This is a genomic window from Schauerella aestuarii (genome assembly GCF_009866805.1).
In the GTDB taxonomy this organism is placed as follows: domain Bacteria; phylum Pseudomonadota; class Gammaproteobacteria; order Burkholderiales; family Burkholderiaceae_B; genus Schauerella; species Schauerella aestuarii.
The window spans coordinates 761,199-777,891 of record NZ_SIZW01000039.1; the positions used below are offsets into that span (position 1 = coordinate 761,199).

Here is a 16,693-nt window from a genome sequence, read left to right on the forward strand (position 1 = left end):
AACGGACATTGTGCGTTCGCGGGTGCAGGCTGCACATACACAGCACGGCTATTGACCGCTCACTGTATAGTGCTGTTCAGCACAACTGTACAGGTCGCGGGGTATTCGGATCATGATCGCTTTCAGCCCGGTGCGTGGGGCGGACGCCTCTGTCACGCTGGTCCAGCAACTCGTCGACGCCGTCACGGCCGCGATCGAGCAACAGCGGCTGGGCCCAGGCATGGCGCTGCCCTCGATTCGCGATTGCGCCCGCGAGCATGGCATCAGCACGTTTACGGTGTCGGCCGCTTATCAACGATTGGTGTCGCAGGGCTGGTTGATCGCCCGCCCCGGGGCGGGTTATCGCATTGCACCCCGGCGCGTCACCGGCGCGTCGCCGCCGGCCGCCACGCCGTGGGAAGCACCCCGCGTGAGCTCGGGCTGGCTGCTGTCGGATATCTTTGCCGACCACTCGATTCCGATCAAGGCCGGCTGCGGCTGGTTGCCGGGCGAGTGGTTGAACGAAACGGGCATGCATCACGCGCTGCGGCAGATTGCACGTGTGCCGGCCACGCAGATGGCGGGGTACGGCCACCCGTATGGCTATGCGCCCCTGCGCGAAACGATTGCGGCATCGCTCGCCACGGCCGGCATGGCAATCGACGCGCAGCAACTGGTGCTCACGCAAGGCGTCACGCACGGGCTCGATCTGGTGGCGCGTACGCTGCTGCGCCCGGGTGACACGGTGATCGTCGAGCAGCCTTGCTATACCAATCTGCTGCAGTTGTTGCGGTTGTCCGGCCTGCGCATCGTGACGGTGGCGCGCACGGCGACCGGGCTGGACATCGATGCGCTTACCCGCATCGGCGCATTGCATGAGGCACGGGCGCTGTTCGTCAATACCGTGTTGCAGAATCCCACCGGATCCAGCGTGACGATGGCCAATGCGTTTCGGATTTTGCAATGGGCTGAACAACATGGCGTGTGGGTGATCGAGGACGGCATTTCGCGAGAGCTGTCCGACGGCCCCACACCGCTCCTGGGGGCGCTGGACGGGGCGCAGCGCGTGCTCTCGTTGGGTGGTTTCTCAAAAACGATCAGTCCGTCGGTACGCGTGGGCTATATCGCGGGTCATCGCGATGTGCTGCGCGATGTGGCACGCACCAAGATGGCCGTGGGGCTCACGTCGCCTGAAATCATGGAGCGCGTGGTGCACCGGGTGCTGACCGACGGGCACTACAGTGCCCACGTGGCACACGCGCGTGAGCGGCTCACGCTTGCCCATGCGGAAGTGGGGCGGCGGATGCGCGAGTGCGGTCTCACGTTATGGGGCGAGCCGCAGAGCGGACTCTTCTTGTGGGCCCGTCTGGGCGGGCGCTGGCGCGGGCAGGGCGCGAAGGCGCTGGCCGAGCAGGCACTGCAATCGGGGATCTGGCTGGCGCCTGGCGCTTATTTCGAAGCGTCGGAGGCCGACACCGATTGGGTGCGCTTCAACGTGGCGTATTCGGAGTCGCCCGCGCTGTGGGACTTTTTGCGCAAAGCGGGGGCGACGGGGGCGTCGTCACGCTAGCGGGCCTGCTCGTACACCACGAAGTCATACGCCAGCCCGTTTTCCTCGGGCTGACTGTCGCGGCTCACTTCCTTCCACTGCCCCGCCGGCAATGTCGGGAAGAAGGCGTCGCCGTCCACGTCGGCGGCCACTTCGGTGGCGACGATGCGGTCGGCCTGGGGCAGCGTCTGCGCATAGATCTGTGCGCCGCCGATCACGAATACCTCGGGCACCTCGCCAGCCTGCGCCACCGCGTCCGCGAGCGACGTCACCACGTGCGCGCCGGTGGCCGCATACGCGCTATCGCGGCTGATGACGATATTGGTGCGGCCAGGGAGTGGCCGGCCCAGGGATTCCCAGGTTTTGCGGCCCATCACGATAGGCGCGCCCAGCGTGGTGCGTTTGAAATGCGCCAGATCGCCCGGCAATTTCCAGGGCAGGGCATTGTCGCGGCCGATCGTGCGGTTGCGCGCGTAGGCCACGACAAGGGTGACGACGGGCGTGGCGGCAGGGGACACGGGCGGCGTCATACGGCCATCGGCGCCGTGAGCGGCGCGTGGTGCTGATAGCCTTCGAGCGTGAAGTCGCCCGGTTCCACGCGTTCGAGCCATTCCGGCTCGTACTTGCCGGTTACGGCGAAGTCGGGAATGCGGTCCGAGAGCTTGAGCTGCGGCGCGGGGTAAGGCGTGCGCGTCAGTTGCTCTTCGAGCATCGGCAGGTGGTTTTCATAGATATGCGCATCGCCGATGAAATAGCTGAACCAGCGCGGGGTATAACCGGTCAATCGGCCCACCAGATGCAAGAGCGCGGCACCTTCGGTGAGATTGAACGGTGTGCCCAGGCCCACATCGTTGCTGCGGATATACAGGCAAAGCGAGATCTCGCGCGTTTGCGCGTTCGGCAGGAATTGATAGAGCAGGTGGCAGGGCGGCAGGGCCATTTCCTCAATCTGCGCCCAGTTCCAGCCGTGGAAAATGATGCGGCGATCGGATGGATTGCTGTGGATCGTGTCCAGGCACTGACGCAGTTGATCCACGGCCTTGTACAACAGCACCTTGTCCTGCCCGTTTTCGGTAAAGGCAGACACCTCGCTATAGCCCCGCGAGGTCGCATCCTGGCGCTGGGCCAGCGCATCTGCCGCCAGTACCTTGTATGCCGGCCAAGCGCGCCATTGCACCCCATACACGGGGCCCAGGTCGTCTTCGCCCAAGCGATAAGGGTTGGCCAGCCATTGCGCGTTTTCGTTGGCGTTCTGGTCCCAGACCCGACAACCCAGCTCGCGGAATTCGGCAGCGCTGCGCGACCCGCGCAGAAAGCCGACCAGCTCACCCACAGCAGCCTTGAAAGCGAGGCGCTTGGTGGTGACGGCGGGAAAGCCTTCGCGCAAATCGAAGCGCAATGCGGCGCCCGGCAGACTGCGGGTGCGCACACCCGTGCGGTTTTCTTGCCAGGAACCGGCGTCCAGGATGTTCTGGACCAGATCGAGATACTGTTTCATGACGTGCGGCGATCAGGCCGATTCGAGCGTGGCGGCGGTGTCCACGATATCGACCGAGAAGGTCAACGTGGCAGTTTTTTCGAGGATGGCGGACGCCGAGCAATACTTTTCATGCGACAGCTGCACCGCGCGTTCGACGGCGGCGCGCGGAAGCTTGCTACCGGTTACGGTAAACGTGAAATGGATGCGCGTGAACACTTTGGGATCCGTGTCGGCGCGGTCGGCGTCGAGCTTGACCGTGCAGCCGGTCACGGCGTGACGCCCGCGCTTCAGAATGAGCACCACGTCGTAGGCCGTGCAGCCACCAGTGCCCAGCAACAGCATTTCCATCGGGCGCGGTGCCAGATTGTGGCCGCCGCCTTCAGGCGCGCCGTCCATGACGGCCACATGGCCGCTACCGGTGCGCGCAACGAACATCATGCCGTCCGGGCCACCCCAATCGATCGTGCATTCCATGGTTGATCCTCGCCGCGTGCTGCACACGCGCGTAAAAGAACTGCTTAAAGGAGATCAAGCGTCAGGCGATGAGTTTACCTCTGTCGATTTTTTTCGCCCGCGGTGACCCCCTTCGCGATGAGGGCAAATCCGTTTACCGGCCTTGCGCAGGCGTTAAGTAACCGTCGCCGGGGGCAGGGGGGGGCAACGGGGGCCAAAGGGGCGTTCGCCCGACCCGAGCGCCGCGCTCAGCCGGCAGGTGTGACGCATGGCGGGCGTAAACTAGTACCTCCACCGAGTAGGGTGGCGCGCCGCTTGCGCGGCATGGCTATGGATTCCGGGAGAAATGGATGCCGACCACCGCTTTGACTGTTTTGCCTCGCCCCTTTGCCCGCCGCATGGGGCCGCTGGATGCGTTGCTGTCCGAAGTGGATCGCGCGATGAAGGTGCTGTCGGGATCGGCGACGTCGGGGCGGCCCTATCCGGCCCGCAAGGTCGAGCCTGCGCAAGACTTGAGCGTCGAGGAAAAGCGCCAATCGGCCGGCATGATGCGGGTCAACCATGTGGGCGAGGTGTGCGCGCAGGCGCTGTACCGCGGCCAGGCTGCCGTGTGCCGGGAGCCGCAGGCGCGCGAGTTATTGCTGCACGCCGCCACCGAAGAAGTCGATCATCTGGCGTGGTGCAACCGCCGGCTCGAGGAATTGCAGTCGCGGCCCAGCTTGCTCAATCCGCTCTGGTATGCCGGTTCGTTCAGTCTGGGCTTGCTCGCCGGCTATGCGGGCGTGCCCCGCAATCTGGGATTCATGGCCGAAACGGAACGTCAGGTCGAGGCCCATCTGGATGGTCACCTGAAAGACATGGCCACGCACGACACCCGCTCGCGCAGCATCATCGAGCAGATGAAGGAAGACGAAATCAGTCACCGTCTGACGGCGGAGCGCGCCGGTGCGGTGCCGCTGCCGTTCCCGGTGAAGGGGTTGATGCGCGCGATGTCGAAGGTGATGACGACCACGGCGTACTATGTCTGAAAAAGGGGGTGTGATGCCACCTATGACGCAGTGCCGCACATCGCTTTTTGGCCTCGGGTTTTCCCTGTCATCCTCAACGCTCAGCCGCGTGGGTAGGCATTTATCCCTACAAAGCCTAGGGTTTACGGGGTTGGTGGGCCGAAAACAGGTTATCGTTCATATATAGTGCGCGGTGCAGGTGGGGAGAAGTTGGTGCGCTATTGGTTTTTTGCCACACCCTCAAAAAAATCTTGCGCCGCACAAAAAATCGCTTTATAGTTTGTACATCGGATGTCGAAACGCAGTTGGTGCGGTGAAAAACCCCAGCAGCGTGGTGATCGAAAAGGTTCTGATCCCGACATGCCACGGTTGTCTCCTCCACCCTCCTCCTTTGGTGGATTTAGCCCGAGATCGCAAGATCTCGGGCTTTTTTTTGTCTTTTTTTGCGCTAGCATGGCGCCATCCCCCGGGGTTTACCCCAATCAGGACACCCATGCTCAAGCTGTTACGTTTTGTTCGCCGCGATTTCACTTCATCATTCGCACCATATATCAACGTTACATGCGCCCGGCATAATGCTGACCTGACTCCGCACGACCATTTCAAGGACGCCTTGTGACGTGGCTCTATATCTGCGTGGTCGCGTTCATGGTGGGTGGACTCATCGTGGCGTCCGAACGTTGGCACGGTGCCTTCACTGGCGATAGCGACCTCAACAAACCTCAAGCGAGCCATTCGCGCGCCACGCCCCGGGTGGGCGGTTTGGCCGTGCTCGCCGGATCACTCGCCGGGCTGCTGGTACTGGGTCCCAGCAATATGACGTTGACGTGGCTCTGGCCCGCGTTGTTCGTTTCGGCTTTGCCGGTGTTCGTGGCGGGCCTCCTTGAAGACATCACCAAAGATATCGGCTCCGGCAAACGCCTGATGGCCGCCTTTTTGTCGGCCGCCATCGCCTGGTGGCTGCTCGGCGGCGTCACGCGCGTCGGCATCGCGCCTGTCGATTTCATTCTGGCCTACTGGCCAATTTCGCTGCTCTTCACGATGATCGCTGTGGGGGGGTGCACCCATGCCCTCAATATCGTCGATGGCATGAACGGTCTGGCCGGCATGATCGCTACCTTGATGGCCGTGTCGATTGCGCTGGTCGCGATTCAGGTTGGCGACATGCCGATTTTCATGATCGCCGCCGCCGTGGCCTCGGCCACCCTGGGCTTCCTGGTGTGGAATTTTCCGTTCGGCCGCGTGTTCCTGGGCGACGGCGGGGCCTATTTCCTGGGTTTCATGCTGGCCGAATTGGCAGTGTTGCTGGTGGTGCGCAATCCGTCGGTATCCCCGTTCTTCGCGCTCGCCGTCCTGTTCTATCCCGTTTTCGAAACCGGCTTTTCGATCTGGCGCCGCCGCTTCAAGCGCGGCACTCCCGTCGATCAGCCGGATGCGTTGCATTTGCATCAACTGGTATTTCGCCGATTGGTGCGGGTCACGTTCAGCAAAGGCCGTCGCCGCTCGATTCCAGCCCTGTGCAATGCCCTGGCATCGCCGTATCTGTGGGTGCTGGCGCTGATCGGGCTGGTTCCGGCCACCATCTGGTGGGACAACGCCTGGGCGCTCTGCGCCAGCATGGCGGTGTTTGCCGCCGTCTATATCTGGCTGTATTCGCGACTGGTGTCGTGGCGCAGGCCAGGCTGGTTGTTGCTGCCGTCGGCGATACGAACCGATTGAGTCATCGGTGTCGTCATGACGCCGCAGCACTCGGTTATCGTTTATCCCCCCTTTGTTCATTCAGGTCCGTTGCACGTTGCGACGGTAGAGGAGAGTCATGTTGCGTATTGAAGACGTCAAACTCGCGGTCGTCGGGCTGGGGTATGTGGGCCTGCCGTTGGCTGTGGAGTTCGGCAAGAAACGGTCCATCATCGGTTTCGACATCAACACGCGCCGCATCGATGCGCTCAATGCCGGCCATGATCACACGCTCGAAGTGGACGACGCCGAGCTCGCAGAGGCGCGCCATCTGAGCTATACGGCCGACCGCGCCCAGCTCGCGGATGCCAACGTCTACATCGTGACCGTCCCCACGCCGATCGACGACTATAAGCAACCCGACCTCACGCCGCTGATCAAGGCGAGCGAGACGATCGGTGCCGTGCTCAAGCGCGGCGACATCGTGGTGTACGAATCGACCGTTTATCCGGGCGCGACCGAAGAAGATTGCGTGCCGGTGCTCGAACGCGTGTCGGGCCTGAAATTCAACGTCGATTTTTTCGCCGGCTACAGTCCCGAGCGCATCAATCCGGGCGACAAGGCCCACCGCGTCAGCACGATCAAGAAGGTGACGTCCGGCTCCACACCTGAAGTGGCTGAACTCGTCGACCAGATCTACAAAGAGATCATCACCGCCGGTACGCACAAGGCGTCCAGCATCCGGGTGGCCGAGGCCGCCAAGGTGATCGAGAATACGCAACGCGATGTGAACATCGCGCTGATCAATGAGCTGGCGCTGATCTTCAACAAGATGGGCATCGATACCGAAGCGGTGCTGCAGGCTGCCGGCACGAAGTGGAACTTCCTGCCGTTCCGTCCGGGTCTGGTGGGTGGCCACTGCATCGGCGTGGACCCGTATTACCTCACGCACAAAGCGCAGGCGATCGGCTATCACCCCGAAATCATTTTGGCCGGCCGGCGCTTGAACGACGCCATGGGGGGATACGTGGTGTCGCAACTGGTCAAGTGCATGACCAAGCGCCGTATCCACGTGCAGGGCGCCCGCGTGCTCGTGATGGGCCTGGCGTTCAAGGAAAACTGCCCCGATCTGCGCAACACGCGTATCGTGGATATCGTGAATGAGCTGCGCGACTACAACGTCGAGGTGGATGTGTACGACCCGTGGGTCGACCCCGCCGAGGCGCAGCACGAATACGATTTGACGCCGGTGGATTCGCCCAAGGCCGGCGCCTATGACGCGATCGTGCTGGCCGTGGCGCACAAGCAGTTCATCGAAATGGGTGCGGCGCGGATTCGCGAGTTCGGCAAGCCGAACAACGTGCTGTACGACCTCAAGTATGTGCTCACGCCCCAAGAATCCGATCTGCGCCTGTAAGGAGGCTTTATGAGCTCGCAATATGAGAACGTGACGGCGCAATTGCGCGCCGAGCCCCGTACCTGGTTGGTCACGGGATGCGCCGGTTTCATCGGCTCGAACCTGCTGGAAAGCTTGCTCAAGCTCGACCAGAACGTGGTTGGCCTGGATAACTTTGCCACCGGCTACCAGCGCAACTTCGATGAAGTGCAGGCGTTGGTGACGCCCGAGCAGTGGGCGCGCTTTCGATTCATCGAAGGCGATATCCGCGACGCAGAAGCCTGCGCGAGCGCTTGCGCCGGCGTCGATTTCGTCCTGCATCAAGCCGCGCTGGGTTCAGTGCCGCGTTCGCTGAAAGACCCGGTCACCACCAATGCCGTCAACATCGGCGGCTTTCTGAATATGCTGGTTGCTGCGCGAGACGCCGACGTCAAGTCGTTCGTTTACGCCGCATCGAGTTCGACGTATGGCGATCACCCGGCGCTGCCGAAGATCGAAGAAAACATCGGCAAGCCGTTGTCGCCGTACGCCGTCACCAAGTACGTCAATGAACTGTATGGCGATGTATTCGCGCGCGCCTATGGTTTCGGCAGCATTGGCCTGCGCTATTTCAATGTGTTCGGCAAGCGTCAGGATCCCAACGGCGCCTATGCCGCGGTGATCCCGAAATGGATCGCGGCGATGATTCGCGGCGAGGACGTCGTCGTCAACGGCGACGGCGAGACGAGCCGCGATTTCTGCTTCGTGGAAAACGCCGTTCAGGCCAATATTCTGGCGGCGCTTGCGCAGCCCGAGGGCGTCAATCAGGTCTACAACGTGGCCGTCAACGCCCGCACCAGCCTGAATGAGTTGTTTGCGCATCTGGCCGACCAGCTCGGCCGTCACGGCGTGCAGTACGACAAGCAGCCGGTGTATGCCGAGTTCCGCTCGGGCGATGTGCGGCACTCGCAAGCCGATATCGACAAGGCGCGCAATCTCTTGGGCTATGAGCCCAAGCACGACATCCTTCGGGGTCTCGAGGTTGCCATGCCTTGGTACACGCAATTCCTGCGCTGATTTGAAAGCGCTGCGCGCCAGATTCAACGCCATCAACCCGGACCACCAGCGGATCTTTCGCGGCGCGGCCCGGGTAGCGTTGTTTCTGGTGCTCGGCAAGGCGGCAGGCGCCATCAAAGAGATGGCGGTGGCCTACCGCTACGGTGTCAGCGATGCGGTCGACGCCTATCAATTCACCCTGACGATGGCATCGTGGATGCCCGTCACGATTGTGGGTGTGCTCTCCGTCGTCCTGATTCCCGTGCTGGTGCGCCTGCGGCGCGCCGACGATGCGGAACGCGTGCACTTTGTGCGCGAGCTGCAAGGCATCATGGCGATCGCTGCGCTCGGCCTGGGGCTGCTGATCTGGTGGGCATGGCCCTTTGTGGTCGACCTGTTGGGCGGCGGTCTGTCCGCCACGGTGCAGGGCATGACCGATCAGTTGCTGTGGGCCTTTGCGCCGGTTGCCGGCCTGATGCTCATCGCGGGCATCAGTTCAGCGCGGCTGCGGGCGCACGAGCGTCACGTGAACACCTTGCTCGACAGCGTGCCGGCCGTATCGGTGCTGATCTTCGTGATGTTGGCCACCACCACGCCGGGCGTGGGTCCGCTGGCCTGGGGCACACTGGTGGGCTATGCGGTGCAGACGGTGTGGCTTGCCTGGCTGGCGGCGCGCGCCGATCGCGGCTTCTGGGGCGCGCCGGTTGTTGCCTTTCGCTCGCCGCACTGGCCGATGCTGGTGCGCGCGGCAGGTGTGATGCTGATCGGCCAGTTTGCGATGAGTTTCGTCGGGCCGCTCGATCAGTACGCGGCTGCCAATCTGGGATCGAACGCCAACGCCACGCTCGGCTACGCCGCGCGGTTGTTGTCGCTGCTGCTCGGCATCGGTGCGGTCTCGGTTGGCCGTGCGGCCTTGCCGGTGCTGGCCGATGTGCAGGCGCGGGGCGACGGCGCCCAGGCGCGCGTGATGGCGCTCAAATGGTCCGTGGCCATGGTAGGCGCGGGCGCCGTGGTCGTGGTGATCGGCTGGCTGCTGGCGCCATGGGGCGTGCGCATATTGTTCGAGCGTGGCGCCTTTACCGCCGAGGACACGATTGCCGTGGCCGGCGTGTTGCGCTGGGGGCTGCTGCAGTTGCCGTTTTATTTCGGGGTGCTGATTCTGGTGCAGTTGCTCGCCAGCCAGAACCGCTACCGCATCATGGCGGCGATCGCCGTCGCCAATTTTCTGCTCAAGGCCGTGTTGAACATGGTGCTGGCGCCGCGCATGGGCACGGCCGGCATCATGTTGGCCACGAGTTTCATGTACGCGTTGTCGTACGTCTGCTATGTGGTGGTCGCGCTCAAGCCGGCCGCACTGGTGGCGGCCAATGGCCAATCGAAGCCAGGAGCGTGATGTGTCGTTGCGGGTCATGATCGTCATCCATTCCTTGCGCGGCGGCGGCGCCGAACGCGTGGCCGCCGATCTCAGCCGGCACTGGGCGGATGCGGGCCGTACGGTCATGGTGGTCACGCAAACCGACGACCATGGCGACGTCTATCCCTTGCATCCCGATGTGCAGCGTGAAACCCTGACCCTGGCCGGTGTGACCGGCGGGGGCTGGCGGGGGATTACGGCAAACTTCAAACGCGTGCGCGCCTTGCGCCGCCTGATGGTGTCGTTCAAGCCGGATGTGGTGCTGGGCATGATGACCACGGCGTCCGTGTTGTCGGTGCTCGCTGCGCGCGGCCTGCCGTGCGCCGTGGTGGCTACCGAACACACGCATCCGCCGTCGCAGCGCATTTCCGGCATGTGGCGCCGGTTGCGGCGCTGGACCTATCCGCGCGCCGACCGCGTGGTGGCACTCACCAGCGGCACGGCCCGCTGGCTGGACAAGCACGTGCCGGGTGCACACCTGGACGTCATCCCCAACCCGGTGCATTGGCCCCTGGCGCAGAGCGAACCGCACGTGCCGCCACCGCCTCGCAATGGCCGCCGCCGCGCGCTGGCGGTGGGGCGCCTGCATCCGGACAAGGGCTTCGAAACGTTGGTGACCGCTTTTAATAGAGTAGCGGCGGCGCATCCCGAATGGGATTTGATTATTCTGGGCGAGGGGGCCGAGCGCGCCCGCCTGACCGCGCACATTGCCGCTGCGGGCTTGAGCGAGCGCGTGTTGCTGCCCGGTCGCGTGGGCAACGTGGGCGATTGGTACGGCGCGGCCGATCTGTATGTGTTGAGTTCGCGCTTCGAAGGGCTGTCGAATACCTTGCTCGAATCGATGGCCAGCGGCCTGGCCGCAGCCGCTTTCGATTGCGACACCGGTCCGCGAGAGATCGTGCGCGAAGGGGTGGACGGCGTGCTGGTGCGCCCCAACGGCGATGTGAACGCGATGGCGCAGGCGCTCGATGCGCTGATGGCCGACGATGCGCACCGCGAGGCCCTGGGTGCGCGCGCCATCGAAGTGCGCGAGCGGTTTTCGCCAGAACATGTATTGAGCCGCTGGCAAAAAGTATTTGACGACGCGCGCGATCAGGCGGCAAGCCGCGCGAGCTGATGAGCAGTATGAGACGAGACAGGTTATGTGTGGAATAGCGGGAATATGGGGCGGGCTTGCCGACAAGTCTCGCGTATTGGCTGAGAGCTGCCGGCAGATTCGGCATCGCGGCCCGGACGATCACGGGCTGTGGGAAGACGCGGGCGCGGGCATTGCCCTGGCGCATGTGCGCCTGGCGATTCTCGATCTGTCGCAGGCCGGCCATCAACCCATGATCTCCGCCTGCCAGCGGTACGTGCTGGTGCTCAACGGCGAGATCTACAACCATCTGGCGTTGCGCGCCCAGCTCGAAGCCAGCGGCGCCGCGCCCGACTGGCGCGGGCATTCGGATACCGAAACAGTGCTGGCCTGCCTGGTGGCCTGGGGCATGGATCGCACGCTGCAGGCGTGCGTGGGCATGTATGCGTTTGCGCTGTGGGATCGCGACACCCGTTCGCTGTCGCTGGCGCGTGACCGGATGGGCGAGAAACCGCTGTACTACGGTTATGCCGATGGCAATCTGGTCTTCGCATCCGAACTCAAGGCCCTGCGGCCGGTGCCCGGCTTTGGCCAGACGGTCAATCGCGATGCGCTGATGCTGTTGATGCGGCACAACTACATTCCAGCGCCCTGGTGCATTTACGAAGGCATGGCGAAACTGCCGCCCGGCACGTGGCTCACCCTGTCGGAAAACGATCTGCTGCATGCGGCCATGCCCGAGCCCACGGTGTACTGGTCGGCTATGGCCGCCGCGCAGGCAGGCGAGCAGTCGCCGCTCGCCTTCGATAGCGATGGGGCCGCCGCGGACGCGTTGGAGCAGGTGCTCTCGCAGGCCGTATCGGGCCAGATGCTGGCCGATGTGAAACTGGGCGCATTTCTTTCCGGCGGGATCGATTCGTCGACCATCGTCGCGCTGATGCAAGCGCAGCGCGGTCAACCTGTGCGCACGTTCGCCATCGGCTTTCACGAAAAAGGCTACGACGAAGCCGAGCATGCCAAGGCGGTGGCGCGGCATTTGGGCACGGATCATTCTGAACTTTACGTGACCGCCAACGATGCACTCGCCGTGGTGCCGACGCTGCCGGATCTTTACGACGAACCGTTTGCCGACGCCTCGCAGATCCCGACCGCATTGGTGACGCGCATGGCGCGCGAACACGTGACCGTGGCCTTGTCGGGCGACGGCGGGGACGAACTCTTCGGGGGCTACTCCCGCTATTTGCGCGTGCGCGACTGGTGGGCCAAATGCGAACGCGTGCCGCGCCTGGTGCGGCATCCGGTAGGGCTGGCGATGTCGGCGTCGGCGCAACTGCCGGGCAATGGCGCGTGGCGCGGCAAGGTCGGCAAGATGGGCAGCCTCTTGCGCACGCGTACGAAAGGCGAGTTCTACCGCGAGTTCGTGTCGTACTGGCATCATCCCGACAATATCGTCATCGGCGGCACCGAACCCGCGACGCCGTTTGCGCAGATCATGACGGGTTCCACGCTGGATGCCATGATGAAGCTGGACAGCGTCACCTACCTGCCCGACGACATCCTGGTCAAGGTCGACCGGGCGGCCATGGCCGTGGGTCTCGAGACGCGCGTGCCGTTGATCGATCATCGGGTGTTCGAATTTGCCTGGCAACTGCCTGCACGCTACAAGCTGCGCGATCGTACCGGCAAGTGGCTGTTGCGGCAGGTGCTGTATCGCCATGTGCCGCAGGCGCTCGTCGATCGCCCCAAGCGTGGCTTTTCGGTGCCGCTGGCGGCGTGGCTGCGCGGGCCGTTGCGCGAATGGGCCGATGCCTTGCTCGACCCGGCGCTGTTGCACAATCAGGGTTATTTCAAGCCCGAACCCATCGTGCAGAAATGGCGCGAGCATCGCTCGGGCCAACGTAACTGGAGCAGTCATTTGTGGGGCGTATTGATGATGCAAGCCTGGCTTGAGCGGCACCCGCCGGGCGAGGCGCTGACGCCGCGCGATGCTCCGCTGATCGTGACGCGAGAAGCCGCATGAAGATCATGCTGCTGGTGAGCTCAATGCATGCAGGCGGCGCCGAACGGGTCGCCGCCACGCTCGTGAACGCATGGTCGGCTCGCGGCGATCGGGTCACGCTCGTGCCCACGTTCTCGTCCAAAGGCACGTGCTTTTATCCCGTGTCGGATGCGGTCGATCTGGTGTGGCTGGCCGATCGTGCAGGCACCCGTGCCAAGGGTCCAATGGCGGCATTCACGCGCTTGCGCGCCTTGCGTCGTCTTGTTCAAGAGCAAGCGCCGGACGTCGTCGTTTCGTTTCTGACCAACGTGAACGTGGCGGCAATCCTTGCGACGCGAGGATTGAACGTGCCGCTGATCGTGTGCGAGCGCACGAATCCGGTGCTGCAGAAGGTGTCGCCGATCTGGAAGCGCCTGCGCCGCGCGTTGTATCCGCGCGCCGACATGGTGACGGTGCAGGCCGAAGATACGGTGGAACCGTTTGCCAAACAGGTGCCGGGCATCAAACGCCTGGCGGTGATTCCCAATCCTTTGCCGGCCGACCTCGTCGACGCGCCGCCCGCCGGTGTCGATCCGATCGCCCCGCGCGCGGTGCGCAAGCGGCTGATGGCCATGGGCCGCCTGGTCGGCGAAAAGCAATTCGATCTGCTGATCGAGGCGTTTGCCGGGCTCACAGGCGATATTCCCGATTGGGATCTGTGGATCTGGGGCGAGGGACCCAAGCGCGCCGCACTGGAAGCACAAGTGACGCAGGCAGGCCTGGGTCATCGCGTGCGGTTGCCGGGGCGCACCGAGTCGCCCTGGGACGAACTTGCGCTGGCGCAAGCCTTCGTGCTGAGTTCATCGGTGGAAGGCTTTCCGAATGTGCTGCTCGAAGCCATGGCGTTGGGCTTGCCGTGCGCCGCCTTCGACTGCCCGAGCGGCCCGCGCGAAATGACGCGCGATGGCCGCGATGGTTTATTGGTGCCGGCAAACGACGTCGCAGCGCTGCGGGACACCCTGCGGCGCCTGATGAGCGACGACGATTTGCGCGGCGATCTGGGCGAACGTGCGGCGCGTGCCGTGCGGCGCCGTTATTCTTTGCCGGCAGTGCTGGCTCAATGGGACGCGCTGTTCGCCCAGGTGGGCGCACATCCGGCTCAAGCGTCGGCCGACGCGAACGAACTTATCTCTCAGCCAGACGCGGCCGCGCGGCAAGGAACGCCATGACGACGAGCAACCCCACCCTCCATATTCTGCACGTCATCACGGGTCTGGGGCAGGGCGGCGCCGAGTCCGTGCTGTATCGCCTCACGACGGCATCGAGCCAGTCGGTGACGCATACCGTGGTTTCGCTGACCGATGGCGGCATTTACGCCGAGCGCCTGCGCGTGGCCGGCGTCGATGTGCGCACGCTGGGCATGTCGCGGGGCCGTTTCAGCATTGGCGGCTTTCTGGCGCTGCGCCGCTTGATCAAGGAACGCGAGCCCGATGTCGTGCAAACGTGGATGTACCACTCCGATTTACTGGGCGGGTTGGCGGCGCGCAGTGCGGGTGTGCGGGCGATTTCCTGGGGCATCCGCAACTCCGGTGCGTTCCTCGAAAAGAGCAGCCGCTCCGCGCGCATCGTGTTGCGCCTGTGCGCGCGCCTGTCGCGCCGGGTGCCGGCGGCCATCGTGTGTTGTGCACAGGATGCGGCCGAACGTCACAAGGCGGTAGGCTACGACGGCGACCGCATGGTGGTGATCAATAACGGCTACGACCTGGCTCGCTTCTCGCCGGATCCACTCGGGCGTGAGCGCTTGCGCAAGGAGTGGGACGTGCCGGCCGACGTGCCGTTGATCGGCTGCGTCGCGCGCTGGGATCCGTTGAAGGATCATGAAAATCTGCTGCGCGCACTCGCCGCGCTGGAAGCGGAAGACAAGGCGGGCAAGATGCGTTGCGCCCTGATCGGCCGCGGCATGACGGCCGACAATCAGGCGCTGTCGGCCATCATCGAGCAATTCGGATTGCGCTCGCGCGTGATTCTGGTGGGACCGCGCGACGATATTCCCGCTGTGATGAATGCGTTGGATGTGCATGTGCTGTCGAGCCGGGCGGAAGGTTTTCCCAACGTGGTGGCTGAGGCCATGGCATGCGGCACGCCGTGCGTGGTCACGCAGGTGGGCGACGCGGCGCGTATCGTGGGCGATGCGGGCTGGGTCGCACCGGCCGAGCGGCCGGGTGCCTTGGCCGGCGCGATCGGGTCGGCGCTGGCGGCCGTGGCCGAATACGGCCGCAACACGGTCGGTGAGCATGGACGCGAGCGCGTTCAAAGCGAGTTTGCTTTGGATCGCATGGTCAAAGGCTATTTGCAAGTGTGGCGCAAGATCGCGGGACGCGCTGCATGACGCCTGCGCAGACCCGTCCTCGCACGTTGATGTTTGTCGTGAATAATCCGGCGTTCTTTTTGTCGCACCGGTTGCCACTGGCCCTGGCGGCCCAAGCTGCAGGCTATGCCGTGCATGTGGCAACGATGGGGGGCGAAAGCGTGACACGGATCGAAGCGCTGGGCATGACGCACCACAACGTGCCCATGACGCGCAGCGGCAAGCAACCCTTGCAGGAGTTGGGCACCATTGTGGCGCTGCGGCGTCTTTTCAAACAGGTGCGGCCCGATGTGGTGCATCTGGTGACGATCAAACCCGTGCTGTATGGCGGTATTGCGGCGCGGCTGGCAGGCGTACCCGGCATGGTGGCCGCGATCTCGGGATTGGGCTTCATCTTTATGCAGGGCGGCGTTCGTGCCCGCATCGTGCGCGCCATCGTGGCCCGGCTTTATCGCGTGGCGTTGGGGCATCCCAACAGCCGCGTGATTTTTCAGAACCAGAGCGACCGCGGGATGCTGGCGCAGTTGGGCGCCATCCGCGACGATCAAGTGGTGATGATTCGTGGCGCGGGGGTCGAACTCAGCGATTTCGCCGCCGCCCCGCCGCCGCCCGCGCCACCCGTGGTGGTGACCATGGCCGCACGGTTGTTGATCGACAAGGGCGTACGCGAGTATGTGGAAGCGGCGCGCTTGCTCCGCGAGCGCGGCGTGCCGGTGAGGATGCGACTGGCCGGCAATCCCGATCCGGGCAATCCGGCCTCCATCACGGATGATGAGGTGGCGGCGTGGCGTGCGCAGGGCGATGTGGAATGCTTGGGCGAGCGGGACGACATCCCCGCGCTGTATGCCGATTCGCATATTGTGGCGTTGCCGTCGTATCGCGAAGGCTTGCCCAAGGCATTGCTCGAAGCGGCAGCGGCTGGGCGGGCGGTCGTAACGACTGACGTGCCCGGTTGCCGGGACGCGATCGAACCCGATGTGACGGGTGTGCTGGTGCCGGTGAAGGATGCCGCGTCGCTGGCGGACACGATTGGGCAGCTGGCGCAGGATGAAACCATGCGCACCAGCATGGGTCTGGCGGGACGCGCGTTGGCAGAACAAGCGTTCGATGTGCGCGAGGTGGCCGGCAAGCACGTGCATGTATACGACATGCTATGTGAGGCGGCGGGGCGCTAGTCCTCGACTGTTTTGCCGCGCGCCACCAAGCATCGATGGCACCATTGAAAACGCCCCACAGCCGGACGAGTGTCCAAGCGGTGAGGCGTTTTTTTCGCAGCGCGGGC

The 16,693-nt window shown here is 64.1% G+C and carries 14 protein-coding genes; 11 read left to right on the top strand and 3 right to left on the bottom strand.

Features of this window, described 5'->3' with window-relative positions; all coding sequences use genetic code 11:
- Positions 1–112: 112 nt before the first annotated feature.
- A complete protein-coding gene (locus EYW45_RS06375) occupies positions 113–1,549 on the top strand; it encodes an aminotransferase-like domain-containing protein (RefSeq protein ID WP_161134494.1) in 1,437 nt (478 codons plus the stop codon).
- On the opposite strand, the gene EYW45_RS06380 is transcribed toward EYW45_RS06375, so the two are convergent.
- The 3 genes from EYW45_RS06380 to EYW45_RS06390 are packed head-to-tail and all read right to left on the bottom strand — an operon-like array spanning position 1,546 to position 3,482.
- Positions 1,546–2,058 (bottom strand): dihydrofolate reductase, encoded by a 513-nt coding sequence (locus tag EYW45_RS06380; RefSeq protein ID WP_161134495.1) that lies wholly within the window; start codon positions 2,056–2,058, stop codon positions 1,546–1,548. The genes EYW45_RS06375 and EYW45_RS06380 overlap by 4 nt on opposite strands.
- Positions 2,055–3,026, bottom strand: a complete 972-nt coding sequence (locus tag EYW45_RS06385; RefSeq protein WP_161134496.1) for a thymidylate synthase — start codon at positions 3,024–3,026, stop codon at positions 2,055–2,057. The genes EYW45_RS06380 and EYW45_RS06385 overlap by 4 nt, the downstream gene beginning before the upstream one ends.
- A gap of 12 nt (positions 3,027–3,038) precedes the next feature.
- Positions 3,039–3,482: an OsmC family protein gene (locus tag EYW45_RS06390; RefSeq protein ID WP_161134497.1), complete on the bottom strand. Its 444-nt coding sequence runs from the start codon at positions 3,480–3,482 to the stop codon at positions 3,039–3,041.
- A 329-nt stretch (positions 3,483–3,811) separates the two neighbouring features.
- On the opposite strand from EYW45_RS06390, the gene coq7 reads away from it, so the two are divergent.
- From coq7 to EYW45_RS06440, 10 genes are all read left to right on the top strand, one after another.
- Positions 3,812–4,489, top strand: a complete 678-nt coding sequence (gene coq7, locus EYW45_RS06395) for a 2-polyprenyl-3-methyl-6-methoxy-1,4-benzoquinone monooxygenase (protein ID WP_161134498.1) — start codon at positions 3,812–3,814, stop codon at positions 4,487–4,489.
- Between the two features lie 594 nt (positions 4,490–5,083).
- The gene (locus EYW45_RS06400) at positions 5,084–6,187 is read left to right on the top strand and encodes an MraY family glycosyltransferase (protein ID WP_161134499.1); all 1,104 of its coding nucleotides are present in this window, start codon (positions 5,084–5,086) and stop codon (positions 6,185–6,187) included.
- 97 nt (positions 6,188–6,284) lie between these two features.
- Positions 6,285–7,562, top strand: a complete 1,278-nt coding sequence (gene tviB, locus EYW45_RS06405) for a Vi polysaccharide biosynthesis UDP-N-acetylglucosamine C-6 dehydrogenase TviB (protein WP_161134500.1) — start codon at positions 6,285–6,287, stop codon at positions 7,560–7,562.
- Between the two features lie 9 nt (positions 7,563–7,571).
- Entirely contained in the window at positions 7,572–8,597 is a 1,026-nt protein-coding gene (locus tag EYW45_RS06410; RefSeq protein WP_161134501.1) for an SDR family oxidoreductase, read from the top strand.
- A gap of 1 nt (position 8,598) precedes the next feature.
- Positions 8,599–9,969, top strand: a complete 1,371-nt coding sequence (gene murJ / locus EYW45_RS06415) for a murein biosynthesis integral membrane protein MurJ (protein ID WP_161134502.1) — start codon at positions 8,599–8,601, stop codon at positions 9,967–9,969.
- The gene (locus EYW45_RS06420; RefSeq protein ID WP_161134503.1) at positions 9,944–11,107 is read left to right on the top strand and encodes a glycosyltransferase family 4 protein; all 1,164 of its coding nucleotides are present in this window, start codon (positions 9,944–9,946) and stop codon (positions 11,105–11,107) included. The genes murJ and EYW45_RS06420 overlap by 26 nt, the downstream gene beginning before the upstream one ends.
- A 25-nt stretch (positions 11,108–11,132) precedes the next feature.
- Positions 11,133–13,085 (top strand): asparagine synthase (glutamine-hydrolyzing), encoded by a 1,953-nt coding sequence (gene asnB / locus EYW45_RS06425; protein WP_161134504.1) that lies wholly within the window; start codon positions 11,133–11,135, stop codon positions 13,083–13,085.
- Entirely contained in the window at positions 13,082–14,272 is a 1,191-nt protein-coding gene (locus EYW45_RS06430) for a glycosyltransferase family 4 protein (RefSeq protein ID WP_161134505.1), read from the top strand. The genes asnB and EYW45_RS06430 overlap by 4 nt, the downstream gene beginning before the upstream one ends.
- The gene (locus EYW45_RS06435; RefSeq protein WP_161134506.1) at positions 14,269–15,432 is read left to right on the top strand and encodes a glycosyltransferase family 4 protein; all 1,164 of its coding nucleotides are present in this window, start codon (positions 14,269–14,271) and stop codon (positions 15,430–15,432) included. Before EYW45_RS06430 ends, EYW45_RS06435 begins: the two co-directional genes overlap by 4 nt.
- Positions 15,429–16,586 carry a glycosyltransferase family 4 protein gene (locus EYW45_RS06440; RefSeq protein WP_161134507.1) on the top strand — a complete coding sequence of 386 codons (1,158 nt, stop codon included), beginning with the start codon at positions 15,429–15,431 and terminating at the stop codon, positions 16,584–16,586. Before EYW45_RS06435 ends, EYW45_RS06440 begins: the two co-directional genes overlap by 4 nt.
- Positions 16,587–16,693: the final 107 nt, after the last annotated feature.

Excerpts from the sequence above, each read along its gene's own strand:
- EYW45_RS06410 (WP_161134501.1), top strand. The coding sequence starts at position 7,572 with ATGAGCTCGCAATATGAGAACGTGACGGCGCAATTGCGCGCCGAGCCC.
- EYW45_RS06390 (WP_161134497.1), bottom strand. The coding sequence starts at position 3,482 with ATGGAATGCACGATCGATTGGGGTGGCCCGGACGGCATGATGTTCGTT.
- EYW45_RS06375 (WP_161134494.1), top strand. The coding sequence starts at position 113 with ATGATCGCTTTCAGCCCGGTGCGTGGGGCGGACGCCTCTGTCACGCTG.
- tviB (WP_161134500.1), top strand. The coding sequence starts at position 6,285 with ATGTTGCGTATTGAAGACGTCAAACTCGCGGTCGTCGGGCTGGGGTAT.
- EYW45_RS06420 (WP_161134503.1), top strand. The coding sequence starts at position 9,944 with ATGGCCAATCGAAGCCAGGAGCGTGATGTGTCGTTGCGGGTCATGATC.
- EYW45_RS06385 (WP_161134496.1), bottom strand. The coding sequence starts at position 3,026 with ATGAAACAGTATCTCGATCTGGTCCAGAACATCCTGGACGCCGGTTCC.
- coq7 (WP_161134498.1), top strand. The coding sequence starts at position 3,812 with ATGCCGACCACCGCTTTGACTGTTTTGCCTCGCCCCTTTGCCCGCCGC.
- asnB (WP_161134504.1), top strand. The coding sequence starts at position 11,133 with ATGTGTGGAATAGCGGGAATATGGGGCGGGCTTGCCGACAAGTCTCGC.
- EYW45_RS06435 (WP_161134506.1), top strand. The coding sequence starts at position 14,269 with ATGACGACGAGCAACCCCACCCTCCATATTCTGCACGTCATCACGGGT.
- EYW45_RS06380 (WP_161134495.1), bottom strand. The coding sequence starts at position 2,058 with ATGACGCCGCCCGTGTCCCCTGCCGCCACGCCCGTCGTCACCCTTGTC.
- EYW45_RS06440 (WP_161134507.1), top strand. The coding sequence starts at position 15,429 with ATGACGCCTGCGCAGACCCGTCCTCGCACGTTGATGTTTGTCGTGAAT.
- EYW45_RS06430 (WP_161134505.1), top strand. The coding sequence starts at position 13,082 with ATGAAGATCATGCTGCTGGTGAGCTCAATGCATGCAGGCGGCGCCGAA.